General features: G+C 63.2%; 22 protein-coding genes. 18 read left to right on the top strand and 4 right to left on the bottom strand.

Annotated features, from left to right (window positions below):
• Positions 1 to 53 precede the first annotated feature (53 nt).
• The 16 genes from B0I00_RS14530 (at position 54) to B0I00_RS14455 (ending at position 16,920) form a co-directional block, all read left to right on the top strand.
• Complete coding sequence (locus B0I00_RS14530) at positions 54 to 698, top strand: hypothetical protein (protein ID WP_100868111.1); 645 nt, start codon at positions 54 to 56, stop codon at positions 696 to 698.
• A gap of 4 nt (positions 699 to 702) precedes the next feature.
• Positions 703 to 2,412: an ATP-binding protein gene (locus B0I00_RS14525; RefSeq protein WP_100868110.1), complete on the top strand. Its 1,710-nt coding sequence runs from the start codon at positions 703 to 705 to the stop codon at positions 2,410 to 2,412.
• Between the two features lie 67 nt (positions 2,413 to 2,479).
• Positions 2,480 to 4,510 (top strand): Druantia anti-phage system protein DruA, encoded by a 2,031-nt coding sequence (locus B0I00_RS14520; protein WP_100868109.1) that lies wholly within the window; start codon positions 2,480 to 2,482, stop codon positions 4,508 to 4,510.
• A 295-nt stretch (positions 4,511 to 4,805) separates the two neighbouring features.
• Entirely contained in the window at positions 4,806 to 6,791 is a 1,986-nt protein-coding gene (locus B0I00_RS14515) for a conjugal transfer protein TraG (protein WP_100868108.1), read from the top strand.
• The gene (locus B0I00_RS14510; RefSeq protein ID WP_100868107.1) at positions 6,788 to 7,168 is read left to right on the top strand and encodes a ribbon-helix-helix protein, CopG family; all 381 of its coding nucleotides are present in this window, start codon (positions 6,788 to 6,790) and stop codon (positions 7,166 to 7,168) included. The genes B0I00_RS14515 and B0I00_RS14510 overlap by 4 nt, the downstream gene beginning before the upstream one ends.
• A gap of 135 nt (positions 7,169 to 7,303) precedes the next feature.
• The gene (trbB, locus tag B0I00_RS14505) at positions 7,304 to 8,287 is read left to right on the top strand and encodes a P-type conjugative transfer ATPase TrbB (RefSeq protein ID WP_100868106.1); all 984 of its coding nucleotides are present in this window, start codon (positions 7,304 to 7,306) and stop codon (positions 8,285 to 8,287) included.
• An 8-nt stretch (positions 8,288 to 8,295) separates the two neighbouring features.
• Complete coding sequence (locus B0I00_RS14500; protein ID WP_408635253.1) at positions 8,296 to 8,616, top strand: TrbC/VirB2 family protein; 321 nt, start codon at positions 8,296 to 8,298, stop codon at positions 8,614 to 8,616.
• On the top strand, positions 8,616 to 8,891 hold the full coding sequence (locus B0I00_RS14495) for a VirB3 family type IV secretion system protein (protein ID WP_100868104.1): 276 nt from the start codon (positions 8,616 to 8,618) through the stop codon (positions 8,889 to 8,891). The genes B0I00_RS14500 and B0I00_RS14495 overlap by 1 nt, the downstream gene beginning before the upstream one ends.
• A gap of 4 nt (positions 8,892 to 8,895) precedes the next feature.
• Positions 8,896 to 11,352, top strand: coding sequence for a conjugal transfer protein TrbE (trbE, locus tag B0I00_RS14490; RefSeq protein ID WP_100868103.1), 2,457 nt, complete (start codon positions 8,896 to 8,898; stop codon positions 11,350 to 11,352).
• Between the two features lie 5 nt (positions 11,353 to 11,357).
• Positions 11,358 to 12,116 (top strand): P-type conjugative transfer protein TrbJ, encoded by a 759-nt coding sequence (gene trbJ / locus B0I00_RS14485; RefSeq protein ID WP_100868182.1) that lies wholly within the window; start codon positions 11,358 to 11,360, stop codon positions 12,114 to 12,116.
• A 4-nt stretch (positions 12,117 to 12,120) separates the two neighbouring features.
• Positions 12,121 to 12,456 carry a putative entry exclusion protein TrbK-alt gene (trbK-alt, locus tag B0I00_RS14480; protein WP_100868102.1) on the top strand — a complete coding sequence of 112 codons (336 nt, stop codon included), beginning with the start codon at positions 12,121 to 12,123 and terminating at the stop codon, positions 12,454 to 12,456.
• Between the two features lies 1 nt (position 12,457).
• Positions 12,458 to 13,786, top strand: a complete 1,329-nt coding sequence (gene trbL, locus B0I00_RS14475; protein ID WP_100868101.1) for a P-type conjugative transfer protein TrbL — start codon at positions 12,458 to 12,460, stop codon at positions 13,784 to 13,786.
• A 5-nt stretch (positions 13,787 to 13,791) separates the two neighbouring features.
• Positions 13,792 to 14,475 carry a conjugal transfer protein TrbF gene (gene trbF / locus B0I00_RS14470; RefSeq protein WP_100868100.1) on the top strand — a complete coding sequence of 228 codons (684 nt, stop codon included), beginning with the start codon at positions 13,792 to 13,794 and terminating at the stop codon, positions 14,473 to 14,475.
• Complete coding sequence (gene trbG / locus B0I00_RS14465) at positions 14,472 to 15,494, top strand: P-type conjugative transfer protein TrbG (protein WP_100868099.1); 1,023 nt, start codon at positions 14,472 to 14,474, stop codon at positions 15,492 to 15,494. The genes trbF and trbG overlap by 4 nt, the downstream gene beginning before the upstream one ends.
• Positions 15,491 to 16,696 carry a TrbI/VirB10 family protein gene (locus B0I00_RS14460; protein WP_100868098.1) on the top strand — a complete coding sequence of 402 codons (1,206 nt, stop codon included), beginning with the start codon at positions 15,491 to 15,493 and terminating at the stop codon, positions 16,694 to 16,696. The genes trbG and B0I00_RS14460 overlap by 4 nt, the downstream gene beginning before the upstream one ends.
• Entirely contained in the window at positions 16,693 to 16,920 is a 228-nt protein-coding gene (locus B0I00_RS14455; protein WP_100868097.1) for a DUF2274 domain-containing protein, read from the top strand. The genes B0I00_RS14460 and B0I00_RS14455 overlap by 4 nt, the downstream gene beginning before the upstream one ends.
• Positions 16,921 to 16,986: 66 nt before the next feature.
• On the opposite strand, the gene B0I00_RS14450 is transcribed toward B0I00_RS14455, so the two are convergent.
• From B0I00_RS14450 to B0I00_RS14435, 4 genes are all read right to left on the bottom strand, one after another.
• Positions 16,987 to 17,469: a hypothetical protein gene (locus B0I00_RS14450; protein WP_100868096.1), complete on the bottom strand. Its 483-nt coding sequence runs from the start codon at positions 17,467 to 17,469 to the stop codon at positions 16,987 to 16,989.
• A 12-nt stretch (positions 17,470 to 17,481) separates the two neighbouring features.
• Positions 17,482 to 18,411, bottom strand: a complete 930-nt coding sequence (locus B0I00_RS14445) for a HEPN domain-containing protein (protein ID WP_100868095.1) — start codon at positions 18,409 to 18,411, stop codon at positions 17,482 to 17,484.
• Between the two features lie 92 nt (positions 18,412 to 18,503).
• Positions 18,504 to 19,091 carry a mobile mystery protein B gene (locus tag B0I00_RS14440; protein ID WP_100868094.1) on the bottom strand — a complete coding sequence of 196 codons (588 nt, stop codon included), beginning with the start codon at positions 19,089 to 19,091 and terminating at the stop codon, positions 18,504 to 18,506.
• Positions 19,088 to 19,546 (bottom strand): mobile mystery protein A, encoded by a 459-nt coding sequence (locus B0I00_RS14435; protein ID WP_100868093.1) that lies wholly within the window; start codon positions 19,544 to 19,546, stop codon positions 19,088 to 19,090. Before B0I00_RS14435 ends, B0I00_RS14440 begins: the two co-directional genes overlap by 4 nt.
• 505 nt (positions 19,547 to 20,051) lie before the next feature.
• Between B0I00_RS14435 and B0I00_RS17090 the strand changes: the two genes are divergently transcribed.
• Positions 20,052 to 20,189, top strand: coding sequence for a benenodin family lasso peptide (locus tag B0I00_RS17090; protein ID WP_157812585.1), 138 nt, complete (start codon positions 20,052 to 20,054; stop codon positions 20,187 to 20,189).
• Positions 20,190 to 20,235: 46 nt separating this feature from the next.
• Entirely contained in the window at positions 20,236 to 20,853 is a 618-nt protein-coding gene (locus tag B0I00_RS14430; RefSeq protein WP_100868092.1) for a lasso peptide biosynthesis B2 protein, read from the top strand.
• The last annotated feature ends 55 nt before the right edge of the window (positions 20,854 to 20,908 follow it).

Raw genomic sequence — 20,908 nt, 5'->3', positions numbered from 1 at the left:
CGGCCTTCAAGCTGATTTTTTGAAGGCCCTAGCAGCGAAAGGAGGACTCCGTCATGCGCGGTGTCTCATTGAACACACTTATCGAAGCCGCTGTCACTGAACAGCCCTATAATCACCAGCGCCTCGGCCTCCAGGCCAGGCGTTATTGCGGCGTCATCTCCGGCAAGCTCTGCAGCGATCTGCCCGAGGATCTGCACGACGACATCTTCCAGCAGGCTTTCGTCGAACTCTTCCGTATCGGCGCGGGTGCCCTTGAGCGCCTCAGCGGCCTGGCACTGTTCCGCCGCGCCATCTTTGTTGCGATCCGCGTCGTGCGTGCCGATTACGCGCCCCCCGGCCGCCGCACCCGTAAGGCGCGTGACGGCGCGCCGCCCGAGCGCGTTGCCGCCGAGGATATCGGCTGGATCGCCGAGGGCGACCACCTGCAGCGCGCCACCGTCATCGGCACCGATAACACGCCCTATATCGACTTCGACCAGTTCCAGAGCCCGGCCGCCGCAGTAGCGATGAAGCAGGTCGAAGATCGCATCGACGGAGACTGGGCACTCCGCCGCGCCCCGCTGAACGTCGCCTCGGCGCTGCGCCTGATCTGCCTCGACGGCGTCCGCGTCGACACGGCGGCGCAGGCGGTCGGGCTCGATCGCTTCAAGCTCTACCGGGAAGTGGCCGCGCTCTCGGCGGCCCTGGCCGCCGCCTAGTCACATGGCCTCGGGACCAGACACACTACGCGGGGCGGGGATCGGGTCGGTCCTCGCCGCGCAACGCGCCTATGCCGAGGATCGCGGCGAACGGGCGAAGTTTGGGCTAGTCGTGCCCGAAGCCTTCGTTCGGGGCATCCGCGACTTGGGCTATCGCAGCAACGGCGATGCCATCGCTGAACTAATCGACAATGCGCTCCAGGCCTTCGCCGATCGCATTGATGTCGCCTTCGGCTATGACGGCACAACCTCGCTCAAAAAGCCCCTCCAACTCGCTGTAATCGATAACGGTCACGGAATGGAGCCGGCGATGATCCGCATGGCCGTGATGTGGGGCGGCACACACCGCGAAAACGACCGGAGCGGACTTGGCCGCTACGGCTATGGCCTTCCCTGCGCTTCCGTTAGCCTTGGCCGCCGCTTCACGGTCCTGTCGAAAGTCGCCGATGGCGCGGTTCACGCCGTCTCGCTCGATCTCGATGCCTTGTCTGCCGGTGCCTATACCGACCGTATCGGCGATATCATCGTCCCGGAGCCCATTGAAGCAACGCTGCCGGCCTTCGTAGCCGAACAGATCGCAGCGGCCCATCCGCACGGCTGGATCTCGGGTACGGTCATTCTCATCGAGAAGCTCGACCGGCTCGAATGGGCGACCACGCAGGGATTGCGTGAAAACCTGTGCCGCCAGTTCGGGGTTACTTATCATAAGCTGCGCGGCGAGGCCGCGCTATTCGTCGACAATGAATATGTCGAGCCGATCGACCCACTGTTCCTGACCCCCGAATTTCACCTTTACGACCTCGACGACGATCGCGCACGTCCCCTCGATCCGGTACGGATCGAGGTTCGCGATCCCGAAACCGGCACTTACAAGGGCGCCATGACGCTGCGCTATGCCTGGCTTCCGCCCAGCTTCGGCTCCGTCGACAAGGGCCGCGACGCGGTTGGGCTCAACGCCAATCCGCGGTTCGCAATCCTCAAGGATTATCACGGCATCTTGTTTAGCCGGAATGGGCGACTGATCGACGTCCAGACGCGCACGCCCTGGACCAACTTCATCAACAACGATCGCTACATCAAGGTCGAGGTTGAATTCGCCGCCACGCTCGATGAGCCCTTCGGCGTCACCACATCCAAGCAGCAGGTCACCATATCGCAGTTTGTTTGGGACAAGTTGCGCGAAGCTGGGCTTCCGAAAGCAATCGAGCAACTGCGAATCAAGGTCAAGGAAGCCAAGCTCGCCCGGCGGATCGCTGCCTTTACGCCCAGGACCGGTGAGCGCCTTCTTTCCGAGCGTGCAATGAGCGGCAGCGCAGGGCTGGCACTACCCGATCACGGCGATCGCCAACTGGCGCTCGAATTGCGGCTATCACCGTATCGCCTCCGTTTCGAGCATCTGCCCGGCGCACCCTTCTTCCGCGTCGACCTGCAGGAAGGCGCGCGAACACTTCACATCAATTCCGCCCATGCCTTTTATGAGGACATCTATGCCGGCACAAATTCATCTGCCGAGACCCGCGCTGCGCTCGAACTAATGCTGTTCAGTTTTGGCGATGTCTTGCTCAACGACGATGAACGCAGCGCTGCGGATCAGCAACGCCAGATTTTCAAGTGGTCCCGCCGGCTCGAGCAAGCACTGGGCATGATGGCCTCGCATCTCGCGGCCGGCGACGAAATCGATCCCGAGCCCGATGATTCGAGCGATGGCGGCTAGCGGAAGCGCGCCAGTTTTGCGATAGGGGTCGAGGGGCGCAAAGCGACCTAATCGATCTGGAGGCAGGGTGTCCGCGAACGTAAATCCAGTTGATGCCGATCGATCGCGCGCGTTTTCGCCTTTTCTGGCGCCAGACGAACACAAGAGATTGCAAGAGTTTATCGGGTTCGAGAGCCAACCAGTTCCTGGATTTGCCGAAGAATTGCGCTCGCTCGCCCGTCGTTACGTTGATGATGGCGATAGCCTTAAGTTGCGGGCAATCTGCCTGTTGGTCGCCGACCTGTTCGAGCAGGGTTGGCAAGTTACCACCAAGGGCGGCAACATCTCTTTTGCCCCGCCCGGGCTAGTCCGTGCTGACACCGAATCAGTCGATGACATCAAGTCGCGCGTCCGCCAGGCGCTTCAAGCCGCGCGGCGTCGCCAACTTGCCGAGCCGTCAGTGCGCAAATTCTTCGAACGATGCGAGCGCCGCCGTGTCCGGGTAAATGGGCGCCCGTCCTCCATCGTCGATCTGATCGATGATGGCAGCCAACTTGCCGCCGATCTCGCGCGCATCAACGCGCTGCCAGTTACCGAGCGCGACGCAGCTCTGGCAGGCGTCGTGGATCCGGTCATTGAAGTTTGCGAGGCTGGCCTTCGCTGCACCGACACCGGCCTTCCGCTGATCGATGTCTGGCGTTACTTCCGCCACACGTGGGCGCACGAGTATCGCTCGATCCCCGGACGGCAGATGATGGTGCTCATCCGCAATGCCGCGCGACCCAACCGCCCCATCATGGGTATCGGCATGCTCGCGAGCCCGGTGATGCGCCTCGCGACCCGCGATAACTGGATTGGCTGGCTGCGTGAATCAGCCGAGGAACGCATTGTATCGGGTGAATGGTGCCCCAAGGTCTTTTGCAAGGCGATCTGGCAGCGCATTGAGGCGTCAATCGCTGACATTCGCTGGGATGATTTGGTCACCCCCACGGAAATCCTCAATCCGACCGAAGCTGTCGTGATGCGGCTTGAGCAACGCGCCGCAGGCGCCGCCTTCGCCCGCGAGGTTGAGCTTCGCGCCCATTTCGAGACCTACCGCGAAGAAGGCGACGATATGCGCCCCCATCGCGGCACGTTTAAAACCGCCAATGCCGAGACGGATTGGCAAGCCGCCTCGGAAGACCTTCTCTTCGTTCGCAAGCGCGCCGAGGGCATGGCGAAGCTGCTGTTTGCCAAGCAAGTCTTTCGCACAGCGCGGCTCCGGCGGTCGCCCGCCACCGCGCTGCCATTGCTGTTCGCTTCGCGAGATGGGCGCCGCGCCCTCGACATTGTCCTGACCGAGTTTCGCAAAGCGGGGCTTTCAAGCGAAGTGGCTGACGTGAGTATTTGCGGTGCGGTCCAACCGTATAACGAATTGCTGTCCGGAAAGCTGGTCGCGCTTTTGCTGGCGTCGCAGGAAGTTCGCGATGCCTATGAACGTCGCTATGGCGGCCAGATCAGCGTCATTGCCTCCCAAATGGCCGGCCGTCCGATCGTCAAATCGGCGAACCTGCGGATCGTCACGACCACGAGCCTCTACGGCGTGGGTTCCAGCCAATATAATCGCCTGACGCTCCGAGCCAAAGAGCATCCCGGGCTGCCTTTCGATCTGAAATGGGGCACGATTGGCAAGAGCCTGACAGGTGGCTTCGGCACACTTCACCTCGGCGCCGAGACCGCACACGCCTTGCGCAGCATGGCCTTCGCGCGACATGACGCACGCCGCGTCAACAACCGCTTCGGAGAAGGCACCAGCCCGCGCCTCCGCCAGATCCGTGAGGGGCTCGATGCACTGGGTCTGAAAAGCGATACCATTTTGCACCATGCGACCCCGCGCATCTTTTACGGCTGCGAACTCAGCCCTGGGTCGCGGACGGCCCTCCTTGGCCTCGGGGGGGGGGGGCATTTCGCCGCGTCGAGTGTTGATATCGCCGCCGCCTGGCGTCGCCGCTGGCTCAGCAAACGCATAGCTCGCGAGGAAACCTTAAGCGCGATGAGGAACCTCGGCCCAATCAGTATCCGGGCCAGTCTTCATGCCGACGCCGACGGGCAATTCCTCCTGCCGATCGAAACCATCTAGTCGGATCGCGAGTAGACAACGAGCGCCGGTCCATGGCCGTCAATTTCGACACCGCTGTCGAATGGCTCCACGATGCCGCGTACGTTGCGATAACCTGCGGGGTCTGGCACGGCCTTTACTGAAATCCCCTGTCAGTATGTCATGATTCACTGGCGGTGAGCCAACATGGGATCCTGCCGTGCTGTTTCCGCCATCCCTTCCGATCATTCGCCAGGCTGCGCCTGCAGCTTGTTGAGGCTTGCTGCACCAATTGTGACTCGCAGACATGCCTTCCAAAACCGGAAGGAGCATAGCCATGTCCGCTGCGAAAATCCTTTGGGGCCAAGTGCTGGCCGTAGCTTTCATCATCCTCGCTAGTGTCTGGGCCGCAACGCAGTGGACGGCCTCGGCGCTCGGCTTCCAAAGCGAACTCGGTGCACCGTGGTTCTCTCTGTTCGGCCACCGCATCTATCGGCCCTATGACCTGTTCTGGTGGTGGTTCTCCTACGATGCTTATGCACCGAAAATTTTCGACAAAGCTGGGATGATCGCCACGTCGGGCGGGTTCGTTGCAATCGTAGTGGCCATTGCCATGTCGGTCTGGCGCGGCCGGGAGACCCGGGGTTCCAACACCTTTGGTTCGGCTCATTGGGCAACCCGCAGTGACATTTCCAAGGCGGGGCTCTTCGCCGAAAAGGGTGTGGTGCTTGGCAAATTCCACAACAACTACCTGCGCCACGACGGCCCCGAACATGTGCTGTGCTTCGCGCCGACCCGTTCGGGCAAGGGCGTCGGCCTCGTCATTCCGACCCTGCTCACCTGGCCGGGTTCGGTGATTGTCCATGATATCAAGGGCGAAAACTGGGAGCTGACCGCTGGCTTCCGCTCAGGCTTCAGCCGCGTTCTGCTGTTTGACCCGACCAATCTCAAATCTGCCGCCTACAATCCCCTGCTCGCGGTGCGCCGCGGAATCTGGGAAGTGCGCGATGTCCAGAATGTCGCAGATGTCCTCGTCGATCCGGAAGGCAGTCTGGAAAAACGCAATCACTGGGAGAAAACCAGTCACGCCTTGCTGGTCGGAGCAATCCTCCACGTCCTTTATGCCGAAGCTGACAAGACACTCGCCGGCGTTGCCGCCTTCCTCTCAGACCCGGGCCGCACAATCGAAACCACCCTGAAGGCAATGATGACGACGCCGCACTTGGGCGAAGCGGGTCCGCACCCGGTCATCGCCAGCGCCGCTCGCGAGTTGCTTAACAAGTCAGAGAACGAACGATCCGGGGTTCTCTCGACTGCCATGTCCTTCCTCGGACTCTACCGCGACCCGGTGATCGCCGAGGTCACGCGCCGCTCCGAATGGCGGATCGCTGATCTGGTCGATTGCAAACGGCCGGTAACACTTTACCTGGTCGTGCCTCCGTCCGACATCAGCCGGACCAAGCCGCTGATCCGCCTGATCCTCAATCAGATCGGCCGGCGGCTAACCGAAGAACTGGAAGCAGGCAACGACCGGCACCGGTTGCTGCTCATGCTTGATGAGTTCCCTGCACTGGGTCGGCTCGACTTCTTCGAGAGCGCGCTGGCGTTCATGGCGGGCTATGGGATCAAGGCCTTCCTCATCGCCCAGTCGCTGAACCAGATCGAGCGGGCCTACGGCGCGAACAACTCGATCCTAGACAATTGCCATGTCCGTGTGGCCTTCGCCACCAATGACGAGCGCACTGCCAAACGCGTTTCGGAGTCATTAGGTACTGCGACCGAGCAGCGTTCGATGAAGAACTATGCCGGGCATCGGCTGTCACCGTGGTTGGGGCATCTCATGATTTCCCGCTCAGAAACCTCAAGGCCGCTGCTGACCCAGGGCGAGATATTGCAGCTACCGGAGACCGACGAGATCGTGATGCTGTCCGGTGCGCCGCCGGTGCGGGCGAAGAAGGCGCGCTACTATGCCGATCCCCGGTTGCAGGGCCGGATCCGGAAACTGCTGACGCCCAAAACTGATCGGGCGGGCGAGCGGCCACCTGACGATTGGAGCCCATTACCGGTTGTGCAGCCTGCTCGATCAACGATGCTCAGCGCATCGGGCGGCGAGGGTGAAGCTAATGGCGGAGTTCGGCGAGAACCGGAACTGCCGCTGCACGTCGAGATCGTTCCTCCGTCGAACCTTCAGGTCAACGAGTTCGACTTCGACAATGGCGATGAAATTGACGACGATACAGCGCGGTCGGAGCGGCTTCGTGCCAGGATGGTCGCGAACTCTCGTCAGGCCGCACTGGATCCCGGCGATGGGATCAAGCTGTGAAATCGAAGCACACATTCCGTTTATCGCCGGAGGTTGCAAGCCAACTGGCCGAAATGGCGATACGTCGTCGGGTCTCCCAGGCAGAAGTCGTGGAAGCCGCACTGGTATCGTTCCTGTCGCCCGACGGGTCGGAGCGGATGGAAGCCGCCCTTAGTCGTAGGATTGACCGTGTCGTGCGCCAGCTTGAGTTGCTTGATCGCAGTGTTGAGGTTGGCAATGAAGCTTTGGCGCTATTCGTGCGTTCCTGGCTTACGGCCAACCCACCGCTGCCGGATGCGGCTAGTGCAGCCGCCCAAGCCAAGGGCAAAGATCGGTACGACAGCTTTGTTCAGGCGCTTAGCCGGCGATTGGATGGCAAAGAGCGGTTGGCCGGCTAACCGCCATTCCTTTCTCGCTTTGCGCCGCAATACGCCGAACCAATCAAGGTGTTGCCTTCCGGCATTCTGATGTCCTTTTGATCTGCCTCGCGGGCCCAGCCGATGGTCGGTTGCCCCGCTCACAGGAGGCAAGTCATGAGCGTCATCCCAATCCAATCGCCAGTATCGTCGCGCGGCGCGCGCATGCTGCGCACGGCGCTCGGGCCGGAGATCACTGCGTGGCTTGAAGACGCTTCGGTGATCGAGGTCATGCTCAATCCCGACGGGCGGCTGTGGATCGACCGGCTGGGAGCCGGGATCGCCGATACGGGGAGCGGAATGTCCGCTGCCGATGGCGAGCGGATAATCCGCCTGGTCGCGCACCATGTCGGGGCCGAGGTCCATGCCAAGGCGCCGCGGGTCTCGGCGGAGCTTCCCGATACGGGGGAGCGGTTCGAGGGGCTGTTGCCGCCGGTCGTGGCCGCGCCGAGCTTCGCGATCCGCAAGCCTGCCGTCGCGGTATTCACGCTTGCGGACTATGTCGCGGCTGAAATCATGTCCGGGTGGCAGGCCGAGGCGCTGATTGCCGCCGTTGCTAGCCGCAAGAACATCCTGGTCGCTGGCGGCACATCGACCGGCAAGACCACACTCACCAATGCGCTGCTCGCTGAGGTCGCCAAAACCGACGACCGCGTGGTCCTGATCGAGGACACCCGCGAGCTGCAATGCGCTGCGCCCAACCTCGTATCATTGCGCACCAAGGACGGCGTTGCGACTCTCTCAGACCTGGTCCGCTCTGCCCTGCGGCTACGGCCTGACCGCATTCCTATTGGCGAGGTGCGCGGCGCGGAAGCGCTCGACCTGCTGAAGGCCTGGGGCACCGGTCATCCCGGCGGGGTCGGCACGATCCATGCCGGATCTGCGCTCGGCACGCTGCGGCGCATGGAACAGCTCATCCAGGAAAGCGTGGTCACCGTGCCGCGCGCGCTCATCGCCGAAACCATCAATGTCATCGCCGTACTGGTCCGTGACGGCACCGGTCGGCGGCTCGCAGAGCTCGCACAGGTCACCGGGCTCGATGGCCGAGGCGACTACCAGATTCTTCCCATCACCCCCCAAGCCAAAGGAGTCTTTTCGTGATCCAGAGCATTTCGCGCGCCCGCGCCCGCCTGTCCGCTGCCATGCTCGGCGGCTTCGTTGCCCTTTCCGTAGCCACCCCCGCCCATGCGGCTGGTTCGTCGATGCCGTGGGAAGCGCCGCTGCAGTCGATCCTCGAATCCATCCAGGGCCCGGTCGCCAAGATCGTCGCGGTCATGATCATCATTGCGACCGGCCTTGCGCTCGCGTTCGGCGATACCTCAGGCGGCGCGCGTCGGATGGTTCAGATCGTGTTCGGCCTGTCGATCGCGTTTGCCGCCTCGTCCTTCTTCCTGTCGTTCTTCTCGTTCGGCGGCGGAGCGCTGGTCTGATGGAGACCGCGCCGCCCGAAGCTGTCGCCGGATATGTGGTGCCCGTTCACCGCGCGCTGACCGAGCATATCCTGCTTGGCGGCGCGCCCCGCGGGCTGGCGATCGCCAATGCGACGCTGGCCGCTGCGATTGGACTTGGACTGCGCCTGTGGATCGCCGGCGTCGTGATTTTCGCGCTGGGCCACATGGTCTCGGTCTGGGCGGCGCGGCGCGATCCCCAATTCGTCGATGTCGCAAGGCGCCATCTGCGCTTTCCAACCTATCTGAGGGTCTGAGGCCATGCTCTCGCTTCGCGAATACAGGAACAAGGCCGACCGGCTCGCGGACTTCCTGCCCTGGGCGGCGCTGGTCTCCCCCGGCGTGGTGCTCAACAAGGATGGCAGCTTCCAGCGCTCGGCCCGCTTTCGCGGTCCCGATCTCGACAGCGCCACCCCTGCCGAACTGATCGCGACGACTGCGCGGCTCAACAGCGCGCTGCGGCGGCTGGGTTCGGGCTGGGCGATCTTCGTCGAGGCGGTGCGCCGCCCGGCGCCGGATTATCCCGATAGCGATTTTCCTGATCCCGCTTCTGCACTGGTCGAGCGCGAACGCGCGGCGCAATTTGCCGAAGAAGGCTCGCATTTTGAGAGCGGCTACTTCCTGACGCTGCTGTGGATGCCGCCCGCCGAGGACGCGGCGCGCGCCGAAAGTTGGCTCTACGAGGGCAAGGCCGAGAAAGGCATCAACCCCAAGGAACTGCTCGACCTCTTCATCGACCGCACCGAACGGCTGTTGCGCCTGATCGAGGGCTTCGTGCCTGAGGTCGCCTGGCTCGATGACAGCGAGACGCTGACCTACCTTCACAGCTGCATCTCAACTCGCAGCCATCGGGTCCGTGTTCCGGAAACCCCGATGCATCTCGACGCGTTGCTGGCCGATGAGTCGCTCACCGGGGGGCTCGAACCGCGTCTTGGCCGTGCGCATCTGCGCACGCTGACCGTCGTAGGATTCCCAAGCGCGACATTCCCGGGCCTGCTCGACGAACTCAACCGGCTCGCTTTCGCCTATCGCTGGTCGACCCGTGCGGTGATGTTGGACAAGACTGATGCGACCAAGCTGACGGCAAAGATCCGGCGGCAATGGTTCGCCAAACGCAAGTCGGTCGCAGCGATCCTCAAGGAGGTGATGACAAACGAGGCATCAACGCTGCTCGACAGCGATGCCTCGAACAAGGCCGCCGACGCCGATGCCGCGTTGCAGGAGCTCGGAGCCGATCATGTCGGCCAGGCCTATGTCACTGCCACGGTCACCGTCTGGGACGAGGATCCTTCGCTCGCGGCCGAAAAGCTGCGGCTGGTCGAGAAGGTCATTCAGGGCCGCGACTTCACCGTGATCGTCGAAGGCATGAACGCGGTCGAAGCCTGGCTCGGCTCGCTCCCCGGCCATGTCTACGCCAATGTCCGCACACCGCCGATTTCCACGCTCAACCTGGCCCACATGATCCCTCTCTCAGCCGTGTGGGCCGGGCCGGAAGGAGACGAACATTTCCGCGCCCCTCCGCTCTTCTATGCGCGGACCGAAGGTTCGACACCGTTCCGGTTTTCACTCCATGTCGGCGATGTCGGCCATACGCTGATCGTCGGCCCGACCGGTGCGGGCAAGTCGGTGCTGCTGGCGCTGATGGCATTGCAGTTCCGGCGCTACGAACGCGCTCAGGTCTTCGCCTTCGATTTCGGCGGCTCGATCCGTGCCGCCGCAATTGCCTGCGGCGGCGACTGGCAGGATCTCGGCACCAGTCTTGCCGAGGACAGTGCTGGTGCAGTCCTGCTGCAACCGCTCGCGCGGATCGACGAGTCGGCCGAGCGCAACTGGGCGGCGGAATGGCTCCAGGCGATCCTCACGTCCGAAGGCGTGACGGTCGATCCGGTTACCAAGGAGCATCTCTGGTCGGCGCTGACTTCGCTTGCGACCGCACCCATCGCCGAGCGAACGTTTACCGGCTTGGCCGTGCTGCTCCAGTCGCAGGCTTTGAAGCAGGCGCTGGCCCCCTACTGCATCGGCGGGCCGTTCGGGCGGCTGCTTGATGCCGAAGTCGAGCATCTCGGCGAAGCAAGCTTTCAGGCATTCGAGACCGAAGGCCTCACCGGCTCAGCGGCCGCGCCTGCGGTGCTGTCCTACCTGTTCCACCGCATTGAGGGCCGGCTCGACGGCTCGCCGACGATGATCATCATCGACGAGGGCTGGCTGGTGCTCGACAGCCCGGCTTTCGCCGCGCAGCTGCGCGAATGGCTCAAGACGCTGCGCAAGAAGAACGCGAGCGTGGTGTTTGCGACCCAGAGCCTCGCCGACATCGAGACCAGCGCGATCGCGCCCGCCATCATCGAAAGCTGCCCGACCCGCATCTTCCTGCCCAATGAGCGTGCGGTCGAGCCGCAGATTCTGTCGATCTACCGCCGCTTCGGGCTTAACGACCGGCAGATCGAGATCGTCGCGCGGGCGACGCCCAAGCGCGACTATTACTGCCAGTCGGCGCGCGGCAACCGGCTGTTCGAGCTGGGCCTCGGCGAAGTGGCGCTCGCCTATACCGCCACATCGTCGAAGACCGACCAACTGGCGATTGCCGAACTGACCGAAGCACACGGAACGGCGGGCTTCGCCGCTGCCTGGCTGCGCCACCGCGGCCTCGCCTGGGCCGCCGACATGCTCCCGTCCCCCGATCCCATTCCCCCCGCCCAATTGGGCCAACCCAAGGAGTAATGCCCATGAAGTCCCCCCGTATCCGTGATCTGCTCGCCGCTGGCGCGGCTGTGCTGTCGATCACCGTCACCGCGCTGGTTCCAGCACCTGCCTATGCCCAGTTCGGCGGGATCGTTTACGATCCCTCGAACTACTCGCAGAACATCCTGACGGCGGCGCGCACGCTCGAGCAGATCAACAACCAGATCCGTCAGCTGCAGAACCAGGCGACTTCGCTGATCAACGAGGCACGCAACCTCCAGTCGTTGCCGCTGACCATGCTCGAACCGCTCCAGGCGCAGATTCGCCAGACCCAACAGTTGCTGGCGCAGGCCCAGCGCATCTCGTTCGATGTACAGGCGATTGAACGCGAGTTCGGGCGGCAGTACAAGGACGTCGACCTGACCGGCAGCCAGCGCGCCATGGTCCAGGGTGCCGAGGAACGCTGGCGCAATAGCGTCGCCGCGTTCGAAGATGCGCTCAAGGTACAGGCAGGTGCGGTCAGCAACATCGAAGGCGCTCGCACGGCGGTGCAGAGCCTCGTTACCGCGAGCCAGTCGGCGACCGGTGCGCTGCAGGCCGCCCAGGCTGGAAACCAGCTGCTCGCGCTTCAGGCGCAGCAGCTCGCCGACCTGACCGCGACCGTCGCCAGCCTCGGCCGCGCGCAGTCGCTCGATGCCGCTAACGCCGCTGCTGCCAAGGCGCAGGCCCGTGAGCAGCTCCGCCGCTTCCTAGCGCCAGGACGCGGCTATGTCCCGACCACCGCCCAGATGTTCCGGAACTGAGGCGATGGACACCAAGCTCTTCGCGCGGATCGGAGCCGGGGCGTTCGTCGCCATCGCGCTGACCATGTCCGTGCTCCAGCTGCGCGAAGAGCGCCCCGAGCCGCTGCCGGAAGTGATTACGGTGTTCGAGCCGGACGGCGATCCGCTTCCCGGCCAACTGCGCGCCTGCGCGGCGATGGGCGAGATTGCGCTGTCTTCGCCCGACTGCCGCGCGGCCTGGGCCGAGAAGCGGCGGCGGTTCCTTGGGGTCGAGAGCGACGTGAGCGAAGCCGCCGTCGATCCGAGTGCGGCGCCGACTCCGGCGCCGTCATCCGAACCCCAACCAGAAAAGGGCCTCTGACATGGGTGGCACCGGCGTCGTCGACCGCTTCCTCGACATCTTCTCGCGCTACATCGACAGCGGATTTGGCCTGCTTTCGGGCGAGGTCGCGTTCATCGCGACAACCCTGATCGTGATCGACGTGACGCTGGCCGCGCTGTTTTGGTCTTGGGGCGAGGCGGACGACGTGCTGGCGCGGCTCGTCAAAAAAACGCTGTTCGTTGGCGTGTTCGCCTACATCATCGGCAACTGGAACAACCTCGCGCGGATCGTCTTCGAGAGCTTCGCCGGTCTCGGCCTCAAGGCCAGCGGCACCGGGTTCACCGCCGCCGAACTGCTGCAACCGGGCCGGGTCGCACAGGTCGGCCTCGATGCGGCGCAGCCGCTGATCGAGGCGATCTCGGACCTGATGGGCTTCGTCAGCTTCTTCGAGAACTTCCTCCAGATCATCATCCTGCTGCTGGCCTGGGCGATCGTGATCATCGCCTTCTTCATTCTTGCGATCCAGCTGTTCATCACCCTGATCGAGTTCAAGCTGACCACGCTCTGCGGGTTCGTGCTGATCCCGTTCGGGCTGTTCGGCAAGACCGCGTTCATGGCCGAACGGGTGCTCGGCAATGTCGTTTCCTCCGGCATCAAGGTCCTGGTGCTTGCGGTAATCGTCGGCATCGGCTCGACCATCTTTACCGAGTTCACCAGCGCCATCTCGGGTGAGCCGACCATCGAAGACGCGCTGTCGATCGTGCTCGCCAGCCTGGCGCTGCTCGGGCTCGGCATCTTCGGCCCCGGTATTGCCAATGGCATCGTCTCGGGCGGGCCGCAGCTGGGAGCAGGTGCCGCCGCGGGAACCGCGCTGCTTGCTGGCGGTGCTGCTGCCGGCGCGGTTGCCGGAGCGCGGATGGCAGGCGGCGCGGTCGCCAGTGCCGCATCCAACGTCGCGCACGGAACCTCGCGAGCCGCAGGCGGTGCGACCATGGCCTATGCGCTCGGCTCGGCAGGCAAATCAGGTTCGTCCGCAGTCGGCTCCGGCATGGCCGCAGTTGGCGATGCCGCTGTCGGTGCTGCGACCTCGCCGCTGCGCAAGGCAGGCGACGGCATGAAGCAATCGTTCCGCGAGGGCAGCCGCGCCGCGATCACCAACACCGGCGGCAGTATCACGTCTTCTGGCACCCCCGGACCCAATACGCCGGCCAAGCCACCTGCCGATGCCGACCAGGGGCAGCCCGCATGGGCCAAGGCGATGAAGGATCGGCAGACCATCGCCCACACCGCAACACTTGCCGCCCACACGCTCAAGTCTGGCGACAGCCACGGCGGCGGGGCTTCCATCGACACTTCCGAAAAGGACTGATTGCCATGTTCCGACGACCCTCGATCCGCTACGGCAAGACCCCCGAACCCGAAACGCCCTACCAGCGCGCCGCGCAGGTCTGGGATGATCGGATCGGCTCAGCCCGCGTCCAGGCCAGGAGCTGGCGGCTCGCCTTCTTTAGCGCGCTGGGTCTTTCGACTTGCCTGACTGGCGGGATCATTTGGCAAGGCGCGCGCGGATCGATCATCCCCTGGGTGGTCCAGGTCGACAAGCTCGGCGAGGCACAGGCAGTCGCCCCCGCCGATAGCGGTTACACGCCTTCGGACCCGCAGGTCGCATTCCATCTGGCGCGGTTCATCGAGCAGGTTCGCGCCGTGCCCGACGATCCAATCGTGCTTCGGCAGAACTGGCTGCGCGCCTACGACTTCGCCACCGACAAAGGCGCGCTTGCGCTCAACGATTACGCGCGGACCAACGATCCGTTCGCTCTGATCGGGCGGGAACAGGTCGGTGTCGACGTCACCAGCGTGATCCGCGCCTCGCCGACCAGCTTCCGCGTCGCGTGGGTCGAGCGCCGCTACCGCGACGGCAGCCTTGCCGAAACGAGCCGCTGGACCGCGATCCTGACCATCGTCGTCCAGACCCCCCGCACACCCGATGCCCTGCGCAAGAACCCGCTCGGCATCTTCGTCAACGCCATCAACTGGTCGAAGGAGCTCGGATCATGATCAGCAAATTTTCAGCGGCAAACGGCCGCGTCGTCGTCGCTTTGCTCGCCGCGAGTACGGCGCTTGCCTCCCCCACGCAGGCCAAGGACCAACCTGCATCGCCTGCGGCACCCAACGAGGTATTGCAGGCGCTCAATTCCGATCCGGCAATCGTGGCGATCCCCGTGCCGCTGCCGCTTCCCGGCCAGCTCAAACTCTTTCCGCAGCGCAAGCCTCCCCACGCTGCGGGCCGCTCCCGCCCGTCCCAGAGTCGCCCCACTCTCCAGGACAGGGTGGGAGCGGCAATGGAGGCCGCGCGGGTCCAGCCCGAGCGCACCGGGTTCATCAACGCAATCCAAGTCTTTCCTTACACCGAGGGCGCGCTCTACCAGGTCTATGCCAAGCCCGGCCAAGTGACCGACATCGCGCTGCAGCAAGGCGAGCAGCTGGTCGGCTCGGGTCCGGTAGCGTCCGGCGACACGGTGCGCTGGATGATCGGCGATACGGTCAGCGGCAGCGGACCGCTGGCGCGGGTCCACATCCTTGTGAAGCCCATCCGCCCCGACATCGCGACCAATCTGGTGATCAACACCGATCGGCGCACCTATCATGTCGAGCTGCACGCCAATCCGACGGTCTATATGGCCTCGGTTTCCTGGACCTATCCGCAAGACGAGCTGATCGCGCTGCGCCAAGTCCGCGCCGCAGCGGATCGCGCCGCACCGGTAGCAACGGGCATCGACCTCTCGACGCTCAACTTCCACTATGCAATCGACGGCGATCGCCCCGGCTGGCGGCCGCTACGCGCGTTCGATGACGGGGTCCGCGTGTTCATCGAGTTCCCCGAGACCATCGCGCAAGGCGAACTGCCACCGTTGTTTGTGATCGGCACCAAAGGCGAAGCCGAGTTGGTCAATTACCGGGTCTCCGGTCGCTACATGATCGTCGACCGGCTGTTCGCCCGTGCCGAGCTGCGGCTTGGCGGACGCAAGGGCCAACAGACGGTGCGGATCACCTCCAATCGGCGGGGGCGGGCATGACCAGCGAGGATCAGGACGAACGTACCGAAGCGCCAACCATCGACCCTGAAAACGCGGTCAAGCTGCGCGGTGATCCGCCGCGCGTGATGCGCCTGTCGCGCAAAGCCATCGGCATCGCCTCGGCCTGCGGTGTTGCACTGATCAGCGGTGCGCTGATCTATGCACTTCAGCCCGCAGGCCGGAAGGGCGCGGAGGAACTGTACAACACCGATGGTGTTGCGGTGGCCGACAACCTCACGGGTGCGCCCAAGGATTATGGTCAGGTGCCCAAACTCGGACCCCCGCTCCCCGGAGATCTCGGCAAGCCGATCCTCGACGCCCAGCGTCGTGGTGACGTGGCCGCCCTTCCGCCAATTGGAGCGCAGCCGCCTGTTGCTCCAGTCGATCCCAGACTTGTAGCCGCCGATGCCGCCCGGCAACGCGCAGAACGGGAAAGAGAAGCCGCGCGGGGCAGTCGCCTGTTCTTCGGTGGTGGTTCGCCGGCAAGTGGGAGTACGGGCTTTGCCGCACTTCCACCTCCCGTCGAAGCTACAACTGCAACGACTGCGGCCAGGCCGGAGCCCGACGCCGCACGCAAGCGGGCGTTTCTGGAACGGGCTAGCGACCGGCGCACCGTCTCAGCCGAGCGGCTGATCGGTCTGGCATCGCCTTCGATCTTGCAGGCGGGATCGATCATTCCCGCGGCGCTCATCACGGGTATCCGCTCCGACCTGCCTGGGCTGGTGACCGCGCAGGTCACCCAGAACGTCTATGACAGCCCGACCGGGCGAATTCTGCTGATACCGCAAGGCTCGCGGCTGATTGGCGATTACGATGCCGACATTTCTTCGGGGCAGAGCCGTATCCTGCTTGCCTGGAACCGGTTGATCCTCACAGATGGTCGTTCGATCGTGCTCGAACGTCAGCCCACGTCCGATGCGCGCGGGTTCGCCGGTCTGCAGGATGGTACCAATTACCACTGGGGCGGCGTACTCAAGGCGGCGCTGGTCTCGACCTTGCTCGGGGTCGGCTCGGAACTGGGGGCTGGCAGCGACGGCGATCTGACCCGCGCAGTCCGTCGCGGGACGCAGGACAGCGTCAATCGTGCGGGCGAGCAGGTCGTGAGCCGCGAGCTCAACGTCCGACCGACGCTGACCGTCCGGCCCGGCTTCCCCGTCCGGGTGCTGGTGACACGTGATCTGGTCCTCGGAGGTGGGCAATGACGCGGTTGAAGCTGGCCGATCTCGCCGACGAGAAGCCGGTGCGGCTTACAGTCGAAGTATCTGCCCGGTTGCATCGGGAACTTCTCACCTATGCCACCGTGCTCAATGGCGGGGATGCCAAGGGCGCGCCGACGCCTGAACGGCTGATCCCGCCGATGATCGAGCGGTTCATCGCGACCGACCGCGGCTTCACGAAGACCCGACGGACAGCTTCGCCCAGCTAGGTTGCCTACGGTCCAGCTTGGCAATCCGCAGTGAACAGACCACTAGATAGACCCGGTTGAAAGTACCTATTGGAGCTGACCCCACGATAGCATCAACCTGTCGCCCTTGACCTTGGGAAGCACTTTGCGGTCGATGAGTTTGCCGCTGACTTCGAAATCTCGACCGATCTTGACGAGAAGCACCTTGCTGAAGTTGCGCTTTAGGTTGAGGCTAACAATGTCATTGCTTTTGAATGGAGTGATCGTCTTCACCTCGACGAAATCGTTGCCTAGCTTTCCATCAGATCCCTGCGCGTAATTTCGATGCAACGTGATTCCGTATGTTATCGCACCGTATAATTCACCGATGTCGCCATAGACCTGCAGGTGTCGCCCAGTGAGCAAATGATAGTGCTCCGCCGTAGAGAGCAGGCTTTCGAATACCGGGATGAGCTCAAGGTCGGCATTGGGATACCGGGCTTTCAGTTCCTGCTGGGCGAGATGCGAATTGATTTCCGTCCAGGTGATCCATTCGCCGTCGTCGTAGATGGCATTGTCGTTATTCCACATGGCGGTCCACCGTCAGCTACGTTTTTCAGCGGCTTTGGTGAGCGCCGCAATCCGCTCCGAGCAAATCTCGTGGACGATCTGGCCGAGTTCTTCGACCCGCTCGCCGAGCCATTTCAGCTCTTCCTCGCTGATCCGATAGTGCTTGGAATAGCGCGCCTTGACGTAGGCTTCCTTGAGCTTCTCGAACATCGCGCGGTGCTTGCGGTTGTCCAGCGGCCAGACGTAGGTCAGGCGCCGATCGAGCCGCTCGGCCTGGGTGCGCAGAAAGCCGAGGTTGTGGACGTGGGGGGTGTAGAAGGTCACTACCAGCAAGACGCAATGGTAGAGGCGTTCGGTGGATTGGTGCAGTAAGAACGCAGCATCTTTGAACCGTGCTTGTTGCTGGCTGAACTTCGCAGTTTCCATCATCCCGCTGGCTGAAGGCATCCACTCTTCAAAGTATTCTTTCGCCATGGCCAGCGCCTGCAGTGGCGTCTTTGGCTTGGGCTGATGGAACTCGGTATCATCGCTCTGATAAAGCGCGATCCCGTCCTGCGCGACGTCCATGAAGAAGTAGCGGCCGTGGGCGAGCCCATCGTTCACCTCCTGCAGGGTGTGGACGATGAAGTTGACGGGGGTCTTGAGCGTGCCGGTGATGCCGTATTCGCGCATCAGCCGGTCATCGACCTTCGACCAGTATTTGACCCGGTCGGTCAGCCGCTTGTCGTTGACGACGATCAGCATGTCGTAGTCCGACTGGTAGCCTTTGGCGGTATGCGGTTCGTCGACCCAGCCGCCGCGCGCGTAGGAGCCGTAGAGCACGATCTTGAGGATGCGGCCCGCCTTCTTCCATTCGTGCTTGGCCAGCGCGAAGGCATCCTCGAATTCTTCGAACACAATCTGGACCACGCGTTCGAGTTCCCGCTGTTTGTTGGCTGGCAGATGATCGAGTGCGGTACGCATAGATAGAGCCTAGCAGGACGAAACTGGAATTGCCCAGAGTGCATGCGCTGGACAGCCGAGGCACGTTGCGCGTTGGGAGTGCCTTGCGGCCATCAGCTTCTCGCGAAGGCCAGCAAGTGTGCGAAGTCGTGATTGTCGGCCTCCCGCAAGGCGGCGACATATTCACCGCGCAGGCTGCCGACGTCACGCAAAGTACCGCCGCCCCAGCTGAACGGCTGGCCTCCTAGTTCAGTTATCAGCAGATCGGCCAGCAATCTGGCGTGGCGACCATTGCCGTTCGGGAACGGATGGATCGCGACCAGCCCGTGATGGAGGCGCAGCGCAATCACGTCGGGACTGAACGAGCCGTTGTCGATCCAGAAGCGGCAATCGCGCAACAGGCCGCCAAGCTGGACGTGGATCTGACGAGGATCGATTCCGATGTTCTTGCCGGTGCGACGGGTCGAACCGGCCCACGCCCAGACGTCGCCAAACATCCGCCGGTGCAGTTCGAATACGAAGCCGTCGGTCAGCAGGTCGGCCTTGCGGCGCCGCGCTACCCACGCGACCGCAGCGTCGATGTTGGCCTGTTCGGCCTCGTTGAGGTCCGCCCGGGTCGTGATCCAGGTCTGCAGCAGACCCTCACGCTCCTCGGCATCGAGCGGGGTCGCATCATCGGGCTGCGCGAACAGATCGGTCATGCCCTCTCCCACAGATCGCGATCGCGCAGCGCCGTGTCGATATAGGTCTGGACGCGCTTCTCGAAATCACGGTCGACCTGCTGGTCCTCAAGCGCCATCGAATGCGAAACACGGCTCAGCGCCTTGAGGGCCAGATCGCGCGCGCGGCGCTCGACCATCTCGGTGAGGCTGGTTTCCGGAACCAGCGCATAGACGAGCACGCAGTCCATCGCTTCGGCCGCGCGCCGCAGCGTGTTGAGCTGGATCCGCCCCTGCGCCTCGGAGCGTTCAACGCTGACCAGGCCCTGGGCGGTCATGCCAAGCCGCTGGGCGAGTTGCGCCCCGCTCATGCCGATGGCATCGCGGATCGCCCGGATCCAGCCCTTGGGTGGCACGGCGAACTGGTCGAGCGGCTTGATCGCTGCCAGTTTGGCGTCGAGGCGCTCGCGCGCCCTTTGGCGTACTTCGGGTTTCATAAGCTCAGACCCTTACGATCTTCATCCGAAAATCAGTTTGCAGGCTTATATCACGATCAGGTTTATAAATCTATAGATTGATATTTTGCAGTAAATTATCAACTTAAGCATTGATATTTCTCACCCAAGGGCGACATGACGTTCGCAAGCAGGGCGCTTGCGAACGATGACGATCAGACTCGATCACCGAGCGATCGGCAGCCAAAACCGACTCGTCGCAAAATCTGCCGAATCCGGATTGTCCTGCTTGCACTCCTCCCGGAGCTTGTTGAAGGCGGGCGCGTGATCAGCAATGGTTGCCTGACCGGGTGCCGATGTTCATGTCCAGGCCGCGTGCTAAAATCTTCGGTACACATCCCAATATGTGTCTTCAACATCCGGTCATTTAGTCTCTGATCGATGAATTCGTAAATATACGGATTATAAAATATCCCGTTGATCGTCGATCCATCATGTTTTGACTGCGGCTGATTGAGTCGCAAATTGGAACTGAAGGAGAACGACCATGCAGACCCGCGATTTCCGTGATGACGACGTCATCGACCTCGGACAGGCTTCGGCCGAAACCAAGGGCCAGGCCGTGTTCGGCATCGATCCCGACGCCGGAAAGCGGGATTACCTCGCCGGCATCGTCGAAGACTGACACCGATTGGTGACGCGCGCTTCGGCGCGCGTCACCTCGTATCGCGATGATGCTATCCGACCGACCTGATACCGCTTGGTGCGTGATTGACGGTGTTGCGGTCGGTCTGGACATCGCTGCCGATCGCTACTTCCGGCTGGACGAGGCGCAGAATGCGCAGTTCCTTGCCAATGCCTCTCCCGAATGGCTCGACCGGCCACATCAACCTGTATCGTTTCCCCTGCCAGATGACTGGGAGCGGCCGCAAACCCGAAGCGCGGCGATAGATGATGGGTCATTCCGGCTTGGCGATGTCGCCAGGTCGATTTGGATGCAGCACCGCATCGAACGCCGCTTGGCAACGCGCTCCTTTGCGCAGGTTCTGAGCGAGGCGCGAGATACCATCGGGTGTCGAACGGCCAAAGACATTGTTCAATCGAAACAGGCGCAACGCGATATACGCGCGTTCCAGCACGCGCGATTGTTGCGCACAGCCGCAGACCGCTGTTTGCCGCGTTCGATCGCGCTTGCCCTCTGCCTTGCCCGGCACGGGTGCCGCGTCCATGTTGTCCTGGGCGTGAAACTAGCTCCCTTCGCGGCCCATTGCTGGGCGCAGAACCGCGGCGAGGTGCTCAACGACGAGCTTGAGGAAGTACGCCGTTATACGCCGATTCTCGTCCTGTGATCCCGCAACCGTTTCTTCTTGCAGTCCCTATCGGCTGGGCAGGCCGGGACGGGGT

Origin of the sequence: Novosphingobium kunmingense (genome assembly GCF_002813245.1) — a bacterium.
In the GTDB taxonomy this organism is placed as follows: Bacteria; Pseudomonadota; Alphaproteobacteria; order Sphingomonadales; family Sphingomonadaceae; genus Novosphingobium; species Novosphingobium kunmingense.
The sequence above is the reverse complement of the archived record's forward strand: the minus strand, read 5'-3'. Positions and strand labels throughout refer to the sequence as shown.

Bases quoted from the DNA above. Each gene is read 5' to 3' on its own strand.
- B0I00_RS14430 (WP_100868092.1), top strand. From the start codon at position 20,236: ATGATGCTATCCGACCGACCTGATACCGCTTGGTGCGTGATTGACGGT.
- trbE (WP_100868103.1), top strand. From the start codon at position 8,896: ATGCTCTCGCTTCGCGAATACAGGAACAAGGCCGACCGGCTCGCGGAC.
- B0I00_RS14530 (WP_100868111.1), top strand. From the start codon at position 54: ATGCGCGGTGTCTCATTGAACACACTTATCGAAGCCGCTGTCACTGAA.
- trbG (WP_100868099.1), top strand. From the start codon at position 14,472: ATGATCAGCAAATTTTCAGCGGCAAACGGCCGCGTCGTCGTCGCTTTG.
- B0I00_RS14445 (WP_100868095.1), bottom strand. From the start codon at position 18,411: ATGCGTACCGCACTCGATCATCTGCCAGCCAACAAACAGCGGGAACTC.
- trbJ (WP_100868182.1), top strand. From the start codon at position 11,358: ATGAAGTCCCCCCGTATCCGTGATCTGCTCGCCGCTGGCGCGGCTGTG.
- B0I00_RS14495 (WP_100868104.1), top strand. From the start codon at position 8,616: ATGGAGACCGCGCCGCCCGAAGCTGTCGCCGGATATGTGGTGCCCGTT.
- B0I00_RS14440 (WP_100868094.1), bottom strand. From the start codon at position 19,091: ATGACCGATCTGTTCGCGCAGCCCGATGATGCGACCCCGCTCGATGCC.
- B0I00_RS17090 (WP_157812585.1), top strand. From the start codon at position 20,052: ATGCAGACCCGCGATTTCCGTGATGACGACGTCATCGACCTCGGACAG.
- B0I00_RS14525 (WP_100868110.1), top strand. From the start codon at position 703: ATGGCCTCGGGACCAGACACACTACGCGGGGCGGGGATCGGGTCGGTC.
- B0I00_RS14450 (WP_100868096.1), bottom strand. From the start codon at position 17,469: ATGTGGAATAACGACAATGCCATCTACGACGACGGCGAATGGATCACC.
- B0I00_RS14460 (WP_100868098.1), top strand. From the start codon at position 15,491: ATGACCAGCGAGGATCAGGACGAACGTACCGAAGCGCCAACCATCGAC.
- B0I00_RS14515 (WP_100868108.1), top strand. From the start codon at position 4,806: ATGTCCGCTGCGAAAATCCTTTGGGGCCAAGTGCTGGCCGTAGCTTTC.
- B0I00_RS14455 (WP_100868097.1), top strand. From the start codon at position 16,693: ATGACGCGGTTGAAGCTGGCCGATCTCGCCGACGAGAAGCCGGTGCGG.
- trbK-alt (WP_100868102.1), top strand. From the start codon at position 12,121: ATGGACACCAAGCTCTTCGCGCGGATCGGAGCCGGGGCGTTCGTCGCC.
- B0I00_RS14435 (WP_100868093.1), bottom strand. From the start codon at position 19,546: ATGAAACCCGAAGTACGCCAAAGGGCGCGCGAGCGCCTCGACGCCAAA.
- trbF (WP_100868100.1), top strand. From the start codon at position 13,792: ATGTTCCGACGACCCTCGATCCGCTACGGCAAGACCCCCGAACCCGAA.
- trbB (WP_100868106.1), top strand. From the start codon at position 7,304: ATGAGCGTCATCCCAATCCAATCGCCAGTATCGTCGCGCGGCGCGCGC.
- trbL (WP_100868101.1), top strand. From the start codon at position 12,458: ATGGGTGGCACCGGCGTCGTCGACCGCTTCCTCGACATCTTCTCGCGC.